This window comes from Streptomyces sp. NPDC058000 (assembly GCF_042886435.1).
In the GTDB taxonomy this organism is placed as follows: domain Bacteria; phylum Actinomycetota; class Actinomycetes; order Streptomycetales; family Streptomycetaceae; genus Streptomyces.
The window spans coordinates 1-15,340 of sequence record NZ_JBHVQS010000059.1; the positions used below are offsets into that span (position 1 = coordinate 1).

A 15,340-nucleotide genomic window follows, 5' to 3' on the forward strand; every position below is an offset into this window, starting at 1 on the left:
GGACTGCTTCGCTTTACGTCCGGCTCACCCCCACCCCGCAGACCCGTCCCCTCCCGTTGGTGGGTGGGTTCGGGGAGCGTTGGGGCTGGTGTGAGTGGGAGGGTTTCGGTGGAGTTCGGGTTCGGTGACGAGGATGAGGCGTTTCGGGGGGAGGTGCGGGCTTGGCTGGAGGCTCGTCTTGTGGGGGCCTTCGCCTCGTTGGGGGCGGGGGGTGGGCCCGGGAGTGAGCATGTGGGGGTCGGGGTCCGGCGGGGCTGGGAGCGGGAGTTGGGGTGTGGGGGGTGGATCGGGCTGGGGTGGGACCGGGCGTACGGGGGGTACGGGAACCGGGCCGGGTCGCTGACGCAGCAGGTGGTGTGGGCGGAGGAGTACGCGCGGGCCGGGGCGCCGGGCCGGGTGGGGCACATCGGGGAGAACCTGCTGGCGCCGACCCTGATCGCGTACGGGGACGAGGCGCAGCGGAAGCGGTTCCTGCCGGCCGTGGCGCGGGGCGAGGAGCTGTGGTGCCAGGGCTACAGCGAGCCGGAGGCGGGGTCGGACCTGGCGGGGCTGCGGACGGCGGCGGTCCGGGACGGGGCCGGGTACCGGATCAGCGGGCAGAAGGTGTGGACCTCGTTGGCCGCGGAGGCCGACTGGTGCTTCGTCCTGGCGCGGACGGATCCGGGGGAGCGGCGGCACCGGGGGCTGTCGTTCCTGCTGGTGCCGATGGACCAGCCCGGACGGATCGAGGTGCGGCCGATCCGGCAGATGTCGGGGACCGCGGAGTTCAACGAGGTGTTCTTCGACGGGGCGGTGGCGCGTGCCGACCACGTGGTGGGCGGCGAGGGCGCCGGCTGGCGGGTGGCGATGGGGCTGCTGGCCCTGGAACGCGGGGTGTCGACGCTCGTCCAGCAGATCGGGTTCGCACGGGAGTTGGCGGACGTGGTTGCTGCGGCGGTGCGCGGTGGGGCGGTGCGCGATCCCGTACTGCATGAGCAACTCGTTCGTCAGTGGGCCGAGTTGAGGGTCATGCGGTGGAACGCGTTGCGGACGCTGGGGGCGGCGGGCGATGCGGGGGCGCCGAGCGTGGCGAAGCTGTTGTGGGGCGGGTGGCACCGGCGGTTGGGGGAGTTGGCGATGCGGGTGCGGGGCGCGGTCGCCGCCGTGGGTCCCGGTGAGTGGTCCGCGGCGGCGCCGTACGAACTCGACGCGTGGCAAAGGTTGTTCCTGTTCACCCGGGCCGACACGATCTACGGCGGCTCGGACGAGATCCAGCGCAACATCATCGCCGAGCGGGTGCTCGGCCTGCCCAGAGCGGAGCGGGGATGAAAGGCGTCATATTCGATGGTGAGCAGGTCCGGGTCGTGGACGATCTGGAGGTGCGGGATCCGGGGCCGGGCGAGGTGCTGGTGGGGATCCGGGCGGCCGGGTTGTGCCACAGCGACCTGTCGGTGATCGACGGGACGATTCCGTTTCCGGTGCCGGTGGTGTTGGGGCACGAGGGCGCGGGGGTGGTCGAGGCCGTAGGGGCGGGCGTGAACCATGTGGTGCCCGGTGACCATGTGGCGCTGTCGACGCTGGCGAACTGCGGGGCGTGCGCGGAGTGCGACCGGGGGCGGCCGACGATGTGCCGCAAGGCGATCGGGATGCCCGGCACACCGTTCCGGCGGGGCGGTGCGGAGCTGTACAACTTCGCGTCGAACTCGGCGTTCGCGGAGCGGACGGTCGTCAAGGCGGTGCAGGCGGTGAAGATCCCGAAGGAGATCCCGCTGACGTCGGCCGCGCTGATCGGGTGCGGGGTGCTGACCGGTGTGGGCGCGGTCCTGAACCGGGCGCGGGTGGACCGCGGGGACTCGGTGGTGGTGATCGGCGCCGGCGGCATCGGCCTCAACGTGCTCCAGGGCGCGCGGATCGCGGGTGCCTCGGTGATCGTGGCGGTGGACGCCAATCCCGAGAAGGAGGCGGCGGCGCGACAGTTCGGGGCGACGCACTTCGTCGACGCGTCGGCCGTGCCGGACGGCGTCAAGGCGGTGAAGGAAATCCTGCCGACCGGCGCCGACCACACCTTCGAGTGCGTGGGCAGTACGCGGCTGATCCGGCAGGCGATCGACCTGCTGGACCGGCACGGGCAGGCGGTGCTGCTGGGCGTCCCGCCGGCCACCGCCGAGGCGTCCTTCCTGGTCTCGTCCATGTACCTGGACAAGTCCATCCTCGGCTGCCGCTACGGCTCCGCCCGCCCGCAACGGGACATCGCCCTCTACGCCCGGCTGTACCGCGAAGGGCGGCTGCTGCTGGACGAGTTGGTGACCGCGACGTACGGGGTGACGGACTTCGCCAAGGCGGCGGACGACGCACATCACGGGCGGGTGGCGCGGGCGGTACTGGTCTTCGGCGGGGGAGCGGGCTAGCTAGGCAGTGTCCGACGGGTCGTGTGGACGGCCTGGTGATCCTGGCGTGAATCGGCGGCGAGGAGCCTCGGGGTGGGGTCCTGGTGAGGGTGGCCGCTGGTCAGCGGGCGATCTCGTCGAGCAGTGAGGCCAGTTCGATCGGTCGGGAGAACATCGGCCAGTGCCCGGTCGGCAGGTGGCGCAGGTCCATGCCGGCCATCGGCTCGAAGACCGGGTTGCCGCTGCCGGCCAGCATGCGCACCTGTTCGGGGGTGAATGTCGAGGCGATCACCGAGCAGTGCATGTCCGGCGGCACCAGGGGGCGGTCCAGGGGGCGAGTGGCGGTCGCGAACGGCTGAGGTGTGGCCAACTCGGCTATGCGCGCGAGGTGTTCGCTGGTGAGTCCTGCCAGGTTGTCCGGATCCCCTGCCGGGTCGAACGGTGGTACCGGCAGCTGCCAGCCGCCCCCCGTCTCCGCGACCTGCTTGCGCCACTCTTCCTGCGTCTGGGGCTCGTTGAAGTCGATCACGGCCATGCCGCCGGGCAACGGTCCCGCGTCCACATACACGATCCGTGCGATCCGATCCGGGATCCGGTCCGCGGCGCCGGTAACCGGCAGGTTCGCTCCGCTGTGCCCGACCAGAACCACATCCCGCAGACCGTTGTCGTCGATGAGACGGACGATGTCGTCCACGTGTGTGTAGACGTCCACATCGGGGGTGGCCTCGGCTGCGCGGTCGGCCAGGCCGGTCAGCGTGAGCGGGTGGACGTCATGGCCCGCCGCCCTCAGCTCCGGTGTCACTTCGTCCCATGCCCACGCTCCGAGCCAGAACCCGGGAACCAGAACGATCTCTGCCATGGCCGCCCCCCTGTGTGCTTGCCCTGTGCTTGCCCTGCTGCGTTGGACGCCAGGCTAGCCATGATGGCGGACACCGGCTGTCCTAGATTCCGGGCGGCCGACGGCGTCTTCCCGGCGACCTAGGCGACTTAGGCGACCTAGGCGACCTTGGGGCCGCAGCGCATACCGATGTAGACGCAGGCCGTGCCGTCCTCCAGGGTGGAGAAGACCACGGGCATGTAGTCCTCGCTGAACGCCGCGCCCACCCCGGTCCCCGCGAAGACCGTCTCCGTCACCGGTACCAGGTCTATGTCCAGGGGCTCGGAGAAGTCCTTCATACCGTCTACGAACTCGTACACCGCGTGGCCCGCACCGTCCCGCTCGGTCACGGTGATGACCACGCCCTCGCGCCGGTACGTGCCGACGAACGGCGTGAAGTCGACCACGGGCGGCTGGGCCGGCGGGGCGAAGGGCTCCGGCATCGTCACCTCGGCCAACTCGGCGAGGAGTTCCCGGTAGAGCGCCGCGTACAGTTCGCGCGCACCGCCGCCGTTGGTGAGCAGCGCGACCGCGACGCCCGCCGAGGGCACCACGCGCAGATAGCCGTACTGCCCGATCGAGGCGCCGTCGTGCCCGTATCCCTGGACGCCGTTCCAGTCGTACAGGGTCCAGCCCAGGCCCCAACCGTCCGCGCTGACGGTCCACTTGTCGGGGGAGTCGACCACGCGCCGCTGCATCAGCGCGACCGTCTCCTCGGAGAGCACGCGCGTGCCGTCCTGCGCCACGCCGCCGTTGAGGTGCATCTGCGCGAGCCGCGCGACGTCCCCGGCCGTGGCGATGACCCTGCCGTAGGGGCCGGCCGAGCGCGGCATCAGGTCCCAGGACGGCGCCGGGTCCGGGTCCTGGCCCGCTTCGCCCAGGTGCCCCATCGCCGCGCGGAACCGCAGCGCCTCCTCGGGAAGCGTCATCGTGTGCGTGAGGCCGAGCGGGGTGAGGAGCAGGTCCTTGAGGGCCTCGTCCCAGACCTGGCCCGTGATCACCTCGATGATCCGGCCGAGCACGTTGTACCCGATGCCGCTGTAGGAGATCGCGGTGCCGGGCGGGCAGTCGAGCGCCACGTCCTTGGCGGCCTCGACGTACTTGGCGAGGCAGTCGTCGCCGCGCCCGCTGTCGTAGGTGAAGTCGCAGGTGAGACCGCTTGTGTGGCTGAGCAGCTGGCGTGTGGTGATCGTCCTGGTCGCCTCGGGGTCGGCGACCGAGAACTCCGGCAGCACGTCCACGACCGGCGCGTCCAGGTCCAGTCGGCCCGCTTCGACGAGCCGCATGATCAGGGTGGCGGTGTAGATCTTGGCGATCGAGCCCATCTGGAAGACCGAGTCGGTCGTCGCCGTCACGCCCGTGCCGCGGTGGAGCACGCCACTGGCCAACTCGTGGACGGTCCCGTCCACGAGGACCGCGAGGGACGCGGCCGGGACGTGGTGCTTGGCGCGCAGTGCGTCGAGGCGGTTCTGCCAGTGGACGAGGTCCAGCTTCTTGCCCGCCGAGTCCCTGGTCCCCCAGGCGCCCTTGGCATCCCAGTTGCCCTGCGCGTCCCAGCTCACGTTCTTCGACATGTCAGCCCCATCTGGTGCGTACGACGTTCTCTCGATGTGAACACTGTACGCATGGAATAACGCTGTACGCAAGATGCGTACGGCGTGCGCTAGCGTGGTGGGGACGACAGACGTGGGACGAGTAGAGATGAGGGGCCGCATGCCAGCCGACGAGAAGAAGCCGACCGCCTCGGTGTGGACCCGGTCCCGCCCCCGGCAGCGGGAACACCTGACCCGCGAGCAGATCGTCGCCGAAGCGATCCGCCTGCTGGACGCGGAGGGCGTCGAGGAGCTCAGCATGCGCAAGCTCGGCACCCGCCTGGGTACGGCGGCCACCTCCCTGTACCGGCACGTGGCCAACAAGGACGAGCTGATCGAGCTGGTCGTGGACGACGTCTACGGCGAACCGGACGTACCCACCGCCGTCGACGGGACCCGGTGGCGCGCGGCCGTCACCCGCACCGCCACCGAACTGCGGGCGATGACCCTGCGCCACCCGTGGATCGCCCCCGAACTGGGCCAGGTCGGCCTCGTCCACATCGGCCCGAACGCCATGCGGATGTCGTCGGCGCTGCTCGCGCAGTTCGAGGCGGCGGGCTTCCCCGCGGACGAGATGGACCAGGCCATGGGCACACTCATGGCGTACGTCATCGGGATCGCGACCGCCGAGGCCGCGTACCTCTCGCTGATCGCCCGCAGCGGCAAGACCGAGCAGGAGTGGGTGGCGGGCCTGCGGCCGGCCTTCGACGAGGCCGCGCAGGAGCACCCGCGGCTGCGCGCGGGAAGCTCCGCCCAGCAGGACGTGCACCCGCAGCGGATCCGCGACGACAGCTTCGCGTACGGGCTCGACCGCGTCCTCGATGGCCTGGCGGCCCGACTCGCGCCCTAGTTGCGGTTGCGGTACCAGGGCCGGGCGGCAGCACCGGAAGCGTGGGCGGCTGGCCCGATCCTTACGATGGCTGACCCTTAGGCCACTCGTTCGGCCGGGCCGGCTCCCCGAAGCTGCTCGGGTGACCCGCATATCGCCCGAGCCACCCGTACACACCGACGCCGCCGCCCCCGTGAGCGCGACGCCGCCGCCCGGTCCGGCCCCCGCCCGGCGGCGTCCGCACCGCGCCTGGTCGGTCGCCGCCGTCACCTTCCTCACCCTCATCGGCGCGGCCGGCTTCGCCTCCCTGCCCGGCCTGCTGATCGACCCGCTGCACGAGGAGTTCCACTGGTCGCGCGGCACCATCGGCCTCGCGATCTCGGTCAACCTCGCCCTCTACGGGCTGACCGCGCCGTTCGCCGCCGCCCTGATGGACCGCTTCGGCATCCGCCGGGTGGTGACCGCCGCGCTGACCGTGATCGCGGCCGGCGCCGGCCTCACCGTCTTCATGACCACCAGCTGGCAACTCATCCTGCTGTGGGGCGTGTTGGTCGGCCTGGGGAGCGGCTCGATGGCCCTGGCCTTCGCCGCGACCGTCACCAACCGCTGGTTCATCGCCCGCCGCGGCCTGGTCACCGGCATCCTGACCGCGGCCGGCGCCTCCGGCCAGCTGGTCTTCCTGCCGCTCCTGTCGATGATCGTCGAGCGCCACTCCTGGCGTCCGGCCGCCGTGACCGTCGCCCTCGCCGCCCTCGCCGTCGTCCCCCTGGTGTGGCTCCTGCTGCGCGACCACCCCGCCGACGTCGGCACCACCCCCTACGGCTCCGAGGAGTTCGTCCCCAAGCCGCCCCCGCAGCGCGGCGCCGCCCGCCGCGCCCTGAGCGCCCTCTTCTCGGCGGCCCGCACGACCCCCTTCTGGCTGCTGTCCGGCACCTTCGCGATCTGCGGCGCCACCACGAACGGCCTGGTCAAGACCCACTTCGTGCCCGCCGCCCACGACCACGGCATGCCCATGACGGCGGCCGCCTCGCTCCTCGCCGTGATCGGCGTCTTCGACATCGCCGGCACCATCGGCTCCGGCTGGCTCACCGACCGCTTCGACACCCGCCGCCTCCTCGCCGTCTACTACGCCCTCCGCGGCCTCTCCCTCCTCTTCCTCCCCTTCCTCCTCTCCGCCACCGTCCATCCCCCGATGGTCTTCTTCATCGTCTTCTACGGCCTGGACTGGGTCGCCACCGTCCCGCCGACCCTCGCCCTCTGCCGCGCCCACTACGGCGACGACAGCGCCATCGTCTTCGGCTGGGTCCTCGCCGCCCACCAGGTCGGCGCCGCCCTCATCGCCTTCCTGGGCGGCCTGGCCCGCGACGCCCTCGGCACCTACGACCCGGTCTGGTACGCCTCGGGCGCCCTGTGCGCGGTGGCGGCACTGATGGCATTGGTGTTGCGGGGGAGGACGGCGGCCGTCACAGTCTGAGCGCGCGTCATCTGGGCTGCCGCGCCTTGTCTTTGCCGGTCACGCACGTCAGCGAGCCCCGGTCCGAGAGGGACCGGGGCTCGGTGGTGCGGGGCACTCCGGCGCCTCAGCCGACCGTCGCCGCGCTGCGCTTCACGTCGTCGACGAAGGAGGCCCAGGCGGCAACGCCGAAGGCGAGATGGGGAACTATGGGGTCCTTGCTGTCGCGTACGGGTATGACGCCGGGGATGCCGTCGGCGACCTCGACGCAGTCTCCGCCATCAGAGCTGTAGCTGCTCTTGTGCCATGTGATGCCGGCAAGATCGGGGACGTTCAGCATTGCTGCCTCTCTCACGGAACTGTGGTTATCGTGCCCGTCGTAGTCGCGCGATCAGGTCGAGTGTGTCCGCGGGGCTCAATGCGATCGCTTGGAGCTCAACGAAGATGGCCGCGTATTGGGACGTCTCTGCCTGGTCCTCCATGTAGAGCATTCCCGTACGGTGCTCCACGGAAGTAACCTCGGCATAGGTCGGATTCCGAAAGCTGAAGAGCACGAATGCGCTGTTCAGGCCCGCATGAGCTCCTGCGCGATCAGGGATGACCCGGAGCTCAACTGCTGGGTGATCAGCCATGCCCTCCAGATGTTCCAACTGCTTACGCATGACTTGGCTGCCGCCCACTTCGACGCGGAGCGCCGATTCGTTCTCGATCACGATCAGGCGAGGTGGTTCGGCTCGCTGCAAGACCTCTTGCCGCTTCATGCGGGCCTCCAGCAATGCCTCTATCCCGTCGTCCCCAAGGGTCGTCGGCCGAGTGGAAAGCACGGCATGTGCGTAATCGGGGGTTTGCAAGAGCCCGGTGATGAGGGTGTTGTGGAACGAACGGATGCAGGCGGCCGTCTGCTCGTAATGAATGAGGTCCGCGATGGATGGTCGGATGAGGGCCGCACGTTGGACCCAGTCGGGCTCCCTCTTCCGACGGGCCAGCTCCACCATGTCGTCGACCTGGGCGGCATCGTCCACTTCGTAGAACCGCAGCAGATCGCGCAGTTCGCCCAGCGAAATCCCCAGTCGGGCGTTCTCAATCTTGTTGATCTTCGTGCGGTGGCATCCGATGCGTTCGGCTGCCTCCTGTGGAGACTTTCCTGCCTGCTCCCGGAACTCGACCAGCTTTGCTGCAAGGCGTCGTCGTCGGACCGTCGGACGCGTTCCGGCCATGAAGTACCCCTCCTGAGCGGCTCGTTACCCGAACACTAGCGGTCGGCCAAGTAACTGGCACTAGTGACAATGGCGCACTTGCCAAAACCGTGAGCGCCGAGCACTCTAGTGCCCAGTTGCAGAGCGTGTCCGTTCGGTGACCGCTCGAAATGCTCGTCGCTCCGTCATGCGCAGCAAGGGGATAGCCATGTCCACACGCGCTCGGCCAGCCGCATCACGCGTCGCATCTGCCACGCCGACCTCAGTTGCCTACCGCTTACCGAGCGAACCCCGCAGCGTCGGCTGGGTCCGTAGAGAGCTGCGGCGGCAGCTGGAGCAGTGGGGGTTTCCCGGTGAACTGGTCGGATCTGCCGAGCTGTTGGTGTCGGAGCTGGTGACCAATGCCGTGCGGGCACAGGCGGCCGGCGGCGGTACCTGGGTCGGCGTCCGGTTCGCGTGGGAGGGCGGTGGGCGGCGGGTGCGGCTGGAGGTGCGGGACGGGAGTGGCGGCCGTCCCGTGAGCAGCGGCAAGCAGGCGGAAGAGGCAGAAGAGACGGGAAGGGAGGCCGCGGAATGTGGTCGTGGGTTGGTGCTCGTGGATGCCTTGGCAAGTGGCTGGGGCGTGGAGCCGGACGGCATCGGAAAGATCGTGTGGGCGGAGTTGGCCGTATCGGGGGCGTGGCCAGGTATCGGGCGGAGGTGACGGTGCGGTGCCCGGACGGGGCGACGATCCGGCTCGGCGGGTGGGCGTCGTCCTCGCCTCGTCGGGCCGTGGGGTGGATGCGGACGCGGGCGCGGCAGGTGGCGCAGCAGTTAGGCGCGCCGTACGAGGGTGGGGTGCCGGCGTGGCTCGGGGAAGGGGTGGAGTTCGCGGCGGCGGTGAGTGCGCTGGAGTACGGAAGCCCGGTACGGCTGACGGTCGTTGACGGGGACGGGTGCGCCTATGACCTGGTCGCCCGGCGCGAGGGGGTGTCCTGGGTGGACGTGCGGGGGTCGGCGTGGCTGGCGGCGTGAGCGGGGGGTTCGGTGCGGCGGGAGTGTGGTGCGAGCGGGTGGTGTACCGGTCGGTGCGCGCGGAGGAGGTCGCGTCGTGGTCGGCGTGGGCCGTCGCCGATCCGGTGCGTGCCGTGCGGGCGATCCGTGCGGATGCGCGGCGGTTGGTCGGCGGGGTGGCCGGTGGGCGGGCGCGGTGGCGGGCGTTGCGCCGGGTGGCGGGCGACGGTGGCGGGCAGGTGGGGGCGGTTGCCGCGCTGTACCGGGGCGAGTCGTGCGGGTTGGCGCTCGACTGCGGCGGGGTGTGGGTGGAGTGGTCGGCCCGGCCGGTGCTCTTCCTGCCCGTCGTCAGTCGTACGGGGCCGCGGTGTGTGGGAGCGGGTGAACGGGCGCCGGCAGCTTCGACGTTCTGTCGGTGACGGGCGCGGGGTTCCGGTAGGCGGCCTGTGGGCTGCCGACTCCGTAGGCCGAGGGGGCTACCGGTGGCCTACGGGGTGGTGAACCGTCCGAACGTCCCCCGGTGGAACAGCAGTGGGCCGTTCGTCGCGGCGGTCGGGTCGGTGCCGAGGGCCTCGACGCGGCCGACGACGATGTGGTGGTCGCCGCCGGTGTGGACGGCGTGGATCGTGCAGTCGATCCAGGCGGGGACGTCCGCGAGGCGGGGGGAGCCGGTGGCCGGGGCCGGGGTGTGGTGGACGCCGGCGAACTTGTCGGCGCCGCTGACGGCGAACCCGCGGCAGAGGTCGCCCTGTGCGGCGCCGAGGACGTTCACGCAGAAGACGCCGGCCTGCGCGAGGCGCGGCCAGGTCGTCGAGGTGCGGCCCACCATGAACGCCACCAGGGGCGGGTCCAGGGAGAGGGAGGCGAAGGACTGGCAGGCGAAACCGGCCGGGCCTGCCTCTCCGGGGGCCGTGATGATCGTGACGCCGCTCGCGAAGTGGCCCAGTACGGAGCGGAATTCGGCCGGGTCCAAGGGGGCGCGCTCGTCGTCGCGTACGGCGCGCAACGGGGGGCGCGCGGCGGTGGCGCGGGCGGGGGTGGCCGGCGGCGCGGCGGTGGTGGGGGCGCCGACGGAGCGGAGGTAGCGGATGGCTGTGGCCGCCATTCCGGCGTGTCCCATCATGCCGCCCATTGAAACTGATGGAGCGTCAGATCGGAAGGGGTGGGCGCCACCCGCATGGGTGGTTTGGTCGGGAAACGCAGGCTGGATCATGGTGGTTCGGGGGAGATTGGTGGCCGCGTTCCTGATTGGCTGCCGAGCGCTCGGGTACTTCCACCTCGGCCGCGCCGTAGCCAAGCACGGGGGAGTGTTCCGGTCATGGCCGATGCGACACCGCCGACCTCCTGGTCGGCCACCGGGCCCCGGGAGGCCCGTCCGGAGGGGCCGGTCGGTCCGTCCGCGCTGTCGACGCCGTCCGGTGCGTCCGGACCGCCGGGCGCCGGGGCCGGGCCCGGCGAGGCTGCGGCGTTCGACGAGGTCTTCTGCGGACTGCTGCCGCGGCTCTATCGGCGGGCCGTGATGCTCGCCGGGACGCGGCAGTCGGCGGAGGACGTGGTGCACGAGGCGTACCTCAAGCTCGCCGCCCGCCCGCAGCGCTTCCTCGCCCACCCGGAGCCGTACGCCTACGCCTTCACCGCCGTCCTCAGTGTCGCCCGGGACGCCTACCGCAAGGAGCGGCGGCAGGTTCTGGTGGAGGGAGTGGAGGAGGTGGCCGAGGCGGACGGTGCCGGTGCGGTGCCGGGGGGCGGGGGCGGGTTCGGCGGGTGGGACGGCGGGGTGGGGCGGCGGCACGCGGAGCTGGAGGCGGTGCGGCTGCTGGGACGGCTGTCGCACCGGCAGGCGGGGATCGTGATCCTCGTCGATCTGGACGGGTACACGATCGACCAGGCCGCGAAGATCATGAAGGTGCATCGCGGCACCGCCGCCAGGCATCGGGCCCGTGCCCTGGACAGGCTGCGCGCGTACCTCGTTGAATCGGAGCACGGGCAGGCCGGGAGGTGAGCGGCACGATGGGCGCGGGGCCACGGTACGGCGGGGACGGCGAGGTCGAGGCGCTGCTGCGGGCGAAGCTGCGGGCGGCCGACGAGGAGATCGAGACGCCCGGGGGGCTGTGGGAGCGGGTCAAGGAGCCGGCGGAGATCGGGAGTTCGGCGGCCACTTCGGAGTCCAGGGGGCGGCTCGTCGTGGCGTGGTTGCCGCAGTGGCACCCGTATGCCGTCGTGGTGGCGGTCGCGGCAGCCGTGGCGGCGGTCGTCCTCGGCGTCTGGTGGGTGCTGCTACGACCCGGGGCCGCGGACGTCAGGCCGGCCGGGCCGCCCCTGACGGTGCCGCTCACGGTCTACAACAGCGAGGCGGCGTGCCGTACCCCGCACACCATGGAGTGCGCGCTGCGGCTGGCCAAGGACCCGCACCGGGCGTACGCGGCGCGCGGCAACACCGCGGGGCGGGTGTGGCACGGCGAGGTGCTGGCGGCCCGGTGCGTGGTGACGGACGGGCAGTTGGTGCGGGACGAGGAGGGGGTCACCTCCTCCCGCTGGTACCGGGTGCGCACGGGGGAGGGGGCGGAGGGGTGGCTGCCGGGGGTGCGCACCCGTAATACCCGGGAGGTGCCGGAGTGTCCGGCGGACGGCGGATGAGGTCGACGGGCGGGAGCCGGGTGCGCGGGGGAACTGGGGCGGGCGTCAACTGCCCCGGTACGTAGGCCGGCGGCGTTCGACGAAGGAGGCGACGCCTTCCTGGGCGTCCGCCGTCGTCATGTTGATCTCCTGGGCGGTGGCCTCGGCCGCGAAGGACGCCCCACGGCCGCCGTCGAGCGAGGCGTTGACCAGCGCTTTGGTGAGGGCGAGGGCGCGGGTGGGGCCGGCGGCGAGGCGTTCGGCCCACTCCCGGGCGGTCTTCGCCAGCTCCCCGTCGGGGACGACCCGGTTGACCAGGCCGAGCCGTGCGGCGTCGGCGGCCGGTACGGCGTCCCCGAAGAACATCAGCTCCTTGGCGCGCTGGGGGCCGATGAGCCGCGGCAGCAGGTAGGCGCCGCCGCCGTCCGGGACCAGGCCGCGGCGGACGAACACCTCGATGAAGCGGGCCGATTCGGCGGCCAGTACCAGGTCGCAGGCGAACGCGAGGTGGGCGCCGATCCCGGCGGCGGTGCCGTTGACGGCGGCGATCACCGGTTTCTCGCAGTCCAGTACGGCGGCGATGAAGCGTTGGGCGCCGCCGCGGATCATCCGTGCGACATCGCCTGCGACCCGGTCGCCGGTGGCCGGCGCGCCGCGCAGGTCGGCGCCGGCGCAGAAGCCCTTGCCGGTCGCGGTGAGCACGACGACGCGGACGTCCGGATCGGCGGAGGCGTCGGCGAGCAGGGCGATGAGGCGTTCGCGCATGTCCCAGGTGAGGGCGTTGAGGGCGGCGGGGCGGTTGAGGGTGAGCTGGGCGACGCCGTTGTCAGTGGCGTGGAGTATCAAGGAGTCAGCGGGTTCGGCAGGTTCGGTCGGTTCGGAGGCGGGATCGGAACGGGGGGACGGTGCGGGTGTCATGGGGGAGTGGCTCCGGGGGAGTGGGTGGACGGGGGCGCGGCCGGGGCCGGGAGCGGTACCGGCGTCGGCGGTCCTGCGGTCAGTGGCACACCGCGAGGGCGTCCAGTGCCACCGCGCCCTGGCCGCGGGGCAGGACGACCAGGGGGTTGATGTCCAACTCGGCCAGTTCGCCGTCGAGTTCGAGGGCCATCCGCTGTACCCGCAGGACGGTTTCGACCAGTGCGTCGGTGTCCGCGGGCGGCATCCCGCGGACGCCCTCCAGGAGGGCGTGGCCGCGCAGTCCGCGGAGCATGGTGCGGGCGTGTTCCTCTCCGAAGGGCGGGACGCCGACCGCGAGGTCCTGGAGGACCTCCACGAGCACCCCGCCGAGGCCGACGGAGACGGTCGGCCCGAAGAGCGGGTCGGGGGTGACGCCGACGACCATCTCGACGCCCCGTTCGATCATCTGGCAGACGAGGACGCCGTCCAGCGGCAGGTCCTCGTAGCGCGCGATGTCGGTCAGTTCGCGGTAGGCGTCCCGGACCTGGCTGGCCGAGGTCAACCCGACCTTGACCAGCCCGAGTTCGGTCTTGTGGGCCAGTTCCGGACCGGAGCCCTTCATCACCACCGGATAGCCCACCAGGCTCGCCGCCCGGACGGCCGCCGCCGCGCTGGTCACCAGCTGTTCCCGCGGTACGCGGATGCCGTAGGCGCGCAGCAGCTGCTTCGCCGCGTGCTCGCTGAGCTGCTGGCCGGGGCGCAGCAGGGCCTGGGCCTTGCGGGCCGAGGGGGAGAGCACGCGGGGGGCGTCGTCGAAGGGCGAGCGGTAGTGGGCGGTGAAGCGGTGGTGGTCCAGATAGGCGCGGACGGCGGTGATGCAGTTGGCGAAGGTGCGGAAGGTCGCCACGCGGGAGGAACCGAGGAGGGTGCGGCGATAGGCGTCCTCGGTGCCGACCGGCGAGCCCCAGACGACGCACACCAGCTTGTCCGACTCCTCCGCCGCGTCGACGAGGTCCTGCGCCAGCTTGTCGCTCATGGGCGGGAAGGGGCCGGTGATCGGGCAGATCAGGACGCCGACGGACGGGTCGGCGAGGATCGCGTCGATGATCTTGCGGCCGCGCCAGTCGCCCACCGGGTGCCCGCCGTTGTCGATCGGGTTGGTGACGTTGAGGTAGTCCGGTATCCACTGGTGGAGTTCGGTCTGCTTGGCGTCGGACAGGGTGGGCAGGGCCAGGCCCGCCGCGGTCGCCAGGTCGGCGAAGTGGGCGCCGGTGCCGCCGGAGATCGAATAGACCGCGACGCCCTCGGCGGTGGGTTTCTTGGCGCGGGCCAGCAGCGCCGCGGTGTCCTGGAGCTCGTCGAGCCCGTCCACCCGGATCACGCCGAACTGCCGCAGCGCGGCGTCCACCACCTCGTCCGCGCCGGTGAGCTTGCCGGTGTGGGAGGCGGCGGTCCGGGCGCCGGTCTCGGTGCGGCCGACCTTGACGACGACCACCGGCACCTTGTTGCGGGCGGCGCGGTCGGCGGCGAGCAGGAAGCTGCGGCCGTCCTTGAGCCCTTCCACATACGCGGCGATCGCGCCGACCTCGGGGCGGGAGGCGAAGTAGGAGAGGAAGTCGGCGGTCTCCAGATCGGCCTCGTTGCCGGTCGGGGCCCAGTGCGAGAGGCGGATGCCCAGTTCCTGGAGGGTGAAGACCGGCCGGCCCTGGTGGCCTGACTGGGTGATCAGGGCGATGGCCGGACCGTCGAGGTCCTGCCGGAACTTCTCGAAGGCGTTGAGGTTGGTGTTGGGCCCGAGCAGCCGCAGGCCGGAACGGGCCACGGCGTCGGCCAGCCGGGCCTGGGCGGCCGCGCCGTCCTCGCCGGTCTCGGCGAATCCGGAGGCGAAGGCGACCGCGAACTTCACCTTGGCCTCGGCCAGTTGCCCGATGACCGGCAGCGGGTCGCCGACCAGCAGCACCGCGAGGTCGACGGTCTCCGGCAGGTCGGCGACACCGGCGTAGCAGGGCAGGCCGAAGACCTGCTCGCGTCCGGGGTTGACGGGGTGGAGCCGGGCGCCGACCCGTTCCGCCCAGGCGATCAGTTGGCGGGTGATGCCGGTGTTGGGTCGGCCCTCGCTGTCCGAGGCGCCGATCACGGCCACCGACTCGGGCCGGAAGAAGCGGTCCAGGTCGGGTACGGGTGCGTACAACGGGCGGCCGCTGACGTCCTGGTCGGCGCCGGCCGGGCCGGTGGTGGTGCCGTCGTCGCCGGCGAGCCGCGGGCCGTCGGCGATGCCGGGGTCGCTGATGCCGTGGACGGTGTGGGGTGGGTGCTCCCCGCAGGCCACGACGCGGGCCGGCCGGGAGTGCGTGGTGAGGGTGCCGTGAGTCGATCCAAGCATCGCAGACGCCCGCTCCTGTGTGACGGCTCTCGTGGACTGCGCGCCGTACCGCGCTCAGCAGTAGCTGACGCATAGTCAGATTACTGAACTGACGTCGTGTCAGGAATGGGTGTGCGCGGTAAAGCTTCGGGGCGGCGG

At 71.7% G+C, this 15,340-nt stretch carries 16 protein-coding genes; 9 read left to right on the forward strand and 7 right to left on the reverse strand.

Features of this window, described 5'->3' with window-relative positions:
* The first annotated feature begins 108 nt into the window (after nt 1-108).
* The gene (locus ACFVT2_RS35370) at nt 109-1,308 is read left to right on the forward strand and encodes an acyl-CoA dehydrogenase family protein (RefSeq protein ID WP_390024779.1); all 1,200 of its coding nucleotides are present in this window, start codon (nt 109-111) and stop codon (nt 1,306-1,308) included.
* The gene (locus ACFVT2_RS35375) at nt 1,305-2,387 is read left to right on the forward strand and encodes a Zn-dependent alcohol dehydrogenase (protein ID WP_390024781.1); all 1,083 of its coding nucleotides are present in this window, start codon (nt 1,305-1,307) and stop codon (nt 2,385-2,387) included. Before ACFVT2_RS35370 ends, ACFVT2_RS35375 begins: the two co-directional genes overlap by 4 nt.
* 100 nt (nt 2,388-2,487) lie before the next feature.
* Here the strand turns inward: ACFVT2_RS35375 and ACFVT2_RS35380 are convergent, their stop codons facing one another.
* Together ACFVT2_RS35380 and ACFVT2_RS35385 are read right to left on the reverse strand one after the other, a co-directional pair.
* On the reverse strand, nt 2,488-3,225 hold the full coding sequence (locus tag ACFVT2_RS35380) for an alpha/beta fold hydrolase (RefSeq protein WP_390024783.1): 738 nt from the start codon (nt 3,223-3,225) through the stop codon (nt 2,488-2,490).
* Between the two features lie 137 nt (nt 3,226-3,362).
* Nucleotides 3,363-4,817 (reverse strand): serine hydrolase domain-containing protein, encoded by a 1,455-nt coding sequence (locus ACFVT2_RS35385; protein WP_390024785.1) that lies wholly within the window; start codon nt 4,815-4,817, stop codon nt 3,363-3,365.
* A gap of 139 nt (nt 4,818-4,956) precedes the next feature.
* Between ACFVT2_RS35385 and ACFVT2_RS35390 the strand changes: the two genes are divergently transcribed.
* Together ACFVT2_RS35390 and ACFVT2_RS35395 are read left to right on the forward strand one after the other, a co-directional pair.
* On the forward strand, nt 4,957-5,685 hold the full coding sequence (locus ACFVT2_RS35390) for a TetR/AcrR family transcriptional regulator (protein ID WP_390024787.1): 729 nt from the start codon (nt 4,957-4,959) through the stop codon (nt 5,683-5,685).
* 121 nt (nt 5,686-5,806) lie between these two features.
* Nucleotides 5,807-7,138, forward strand: a complete 1,332-nt coding sequence (locus ACFVT2_RS35395; protein WP_390024789.1) for an MFS transporter — start codon at nt 5,807-5,809, stop codon at nt 7,136-7,138.
* A gap of 106 nt (nt 7,139-7,244) precedes the next feature.
* Here ACFVT2_RS35395 and ACFVT2_RS35400 read toward each other — a convergent pair whose 3' ends face one another.
* Both ACFVT2_RS35400 and ACFVT2_RS35405 read right to left on the reverse strand, forming a co-directional pair.
* Complete coding sequence (locus tag ACFVT2_RS35400; protein WP_390024791.1) at nt 7,245-7,472, reverse strand: DUF397 domain-containing protein; 228 nt, start codon at nt 7,470-7,472, stop codon at nt 7,245-7,247.
* A 10-nt stretch (nt 7,473-7,482) separates the two neighbouring features.
* Nucleotides 7,483-8,334: a helix-turn-helix transcriptional regulator gene (locus tag ACFVT2_RS35405; protein WP_390024793.1), complete on the reverse strand. Its 852-nt coding sequence runs from the start codon at nt 8,332-8,334 to the stop codon at nt 7,483-7,485.
* A 187-nt stretch (nt 8,335-8,521) separates the two neighbouring features.
* Between ACFVT2_RS35405 and ACFVT2_RS35410 the strand changes: the two genes are divergently transcribed.
* The 3 genes from ACFVT2_RS35410 to ACFVT2_RS35420 all read left to right on the forward strand — a co-directional run bounded on the left by ACFVT2_RS35410 (nt 8,522) and on the right by ACFVT2_RS35420 (nt 9,725).
* Nucleotides 8,522-9,016, forward strand: a complete 495-nt coding sequence (locus ACFVT2_RS35410; RefSeq protein ID WP_390024795.1) for an ATP-binding protein — start codon at nt 8,522-8,524, stop codon at nt 9,014-9,016.
* Between the two features lie 77 nt (nt 9,017-9,093).
* Entirely contained in the window at nt 9,094-9,327 is a 234-nt protein-coding gene (locus ACFVT2_RS35415; protein WP_390024797.1) for a hypothetical protein, read from the forward strand.
* Nucleotides 9,324-9,725, forward strand: coding sequence for a hypothetical protein (locus tag ACFVT2_RS35420; protein WP_390024799.1), 402 nt, complete (start codon nt 9,324-9,326; stop codon nt 9,723-9,725). Before ACFVT2_RS35415 ends, ACFVT2_RS35420 begins: the two co-directional genes overlap by 4 nt.
* A gap of 68 nt (nt 9,726-9,793) precedes the next feature.
* Here ACFVT2_RS35420 and ACFVT2_RS35425 read toward each other — a convergent pair whose 3' ends face one another.
* Nucleotides 9,794-10,411 (reverse strand): flavin reductase family protein, encoded by a 618-nt coding sequence (locus tag ACFVT2_RS35425; protein ID WP_390024801.1) that lies wholly within the window; start codon nt 10,409-10,411, stop codon nt 9,794-9,796.
* Nucleotides 10,412-10,624: 213 nt separating this feature from the next.
* Between ACFVT2_RS35425 and ACFVT2_RS35430 the strand changes: the two genes are divergently transcribed.
* The gene (locus ACFVT2_RS35430) at nt 10,625-11,308 is read left to right on the forward strand and encodes an RNA polymerase sigma factor (RefSeq protein WP_390024803.1); all 684 of its coding nucleotides are present in this window, start codon (nt 10,625-10,627) and stop codon (nt 11,306-11,308) included.
* An 8-nt stretch (nt 11,309-11,316) separates the two neighbouring features.
* Nucleotides 11,317-11,943 carry a hypothetical protein gene (locus tag ACFVT2_RS35435; RefSeq protein WP_390024805.1) on the forward strand — a complete coding sequence of 209 codons (627 nt, stop codon included), beginning with the start codon at nt 11,317-11,319 and terminating at the stop codon, nt 11,941-11,943.
* A gap of 45 nt (nt 11,944-11,988) precedes the next feature.
* Here the strand turns inward: ACFVT2_RS35435 and ACFVT2_RS35440 are convergent, their stop codons facing one another.
* Nucleotides 11,989-12,840 (reverse strand): enoyl-CoA hydratase/isomerase family protein, encoded by an 852-nt coding sequence (locus ACFVT2_RS35440; RefSeq protein WP_390024807.1) that lies wholly within the window; start codon nt 12,838-12,840, stop codon nt 11,989-11,991.
* Nucleotides 12,841-12,919: 79 nt separating this feature from the next.
* Nucleotides 12,920-15,202, reverse strand: coding sequence for an acetate--CoA ligase family protein (locus tag ACFVT2_RS35445; RefSeq protein WP_390024809.1), 2,283 nt, complete (start codon nt 15,200-15,202; stop codon nt 12,920-12,922).
* Nucleotides 15,203-15,340 lie beyond the last annotated feature (138 nt).

What these genes read in the sequence shown, in the direction of transcription:
- ACFVT2_RS35375 (WP_390024781.1), top strand. Translation starts at nt 1,305, where the DNA reads ATGAAAGGCGTCATATTCGATGGTGAGCAGGTCCGGGTCGTGGACGAT.
- ACFVT2_RS35380 (WP_390024783.1), bottom strand. Translation starts at nt 3,225, where the DNA reads ATGGCAGAGATCGTTCTGGTTCCCGGGTTCTGGCTCGGAGCGTGGGCA.
- ACFVT2_RS35385 (WP_390024785.1), bottom strand. Translation starts at nt 4,817, where the DNA reads ATGTCGAAGAACGTGAGCTGGGACGCGCAGGGCAACTGGGATGCCAAG.
- ACFVT2_RS35390 (WP_390024787.1), top strand. Translation starts at nt 4,957, where the DNA reads ATGCCAGCCGACGAGAAGAAGCCGACCGCCTCGGTGTGGACCCGGTCC.
- ACFVT2_RS35405 (WP_390024793.1), bottom strand. Translation starts at nt 8,334, where the DNA reads ATGGCCGGAACGCGTCCGACGGTCCGACGACGACGCCTTGCAGCAAAG.
- ACFVT2_RS35410 (WP_390024795.1), top strand. Translation starts at nt 8,522, where the DNA reads ATGTCCACACGCGCTCGGCCAGCCGCATCACGCGTCGCATCTGCCACG.
- ACFVT2_RS35415 (WP_390024797.1), top strand. Translation starts at nt 9,094, where the DNA reads ATGCGGACGCGGGCGCGGCAGGTGGCGCAGCAGTTAGGCGCGCCGTAC.
- ACFVT2_RS35425 (WP_390024801.1), bottom strand. Translation starts at nt 10,411, where the DNA reads ATGGCGGCCACAGCCATCCGCTACCTCCGCTCCGTCGGCGCCCCCACC.
- ACFVT2_RS35430 (WP_390024803.1), top strand. Translation starts at nt 10,625, where the DNA reads ATGGCCGATGCGACACCGCCGACCTCCTGGTCGGCCACCGGGCCCCGG.
- ACFVT2_RS35435 (WP_390024805.1), top strand. Translation starts at nt 11,317, where the DNA reads ATGGGCGCGGGGCCACGGTACGGCGGGGACGGCGAGGTCGAGGCGCTG.
- ACFVT2_RS35440 (WP_390024807.1), bottom strand. Translation starts at nt 12,840, where the DNA reads ATGACACCCGCACCGTCCCCCCGTTCCGATCCCGCCTCCGAACCGACC.
- ACFVT2_RS35445 (WP_390024809.1), bottom strand. Translation starts at nt 15,202, where the DNA reads ATGCTTGGATCGACTCACGGCACCCTCACCACGCACTCCCGGCCGGCC.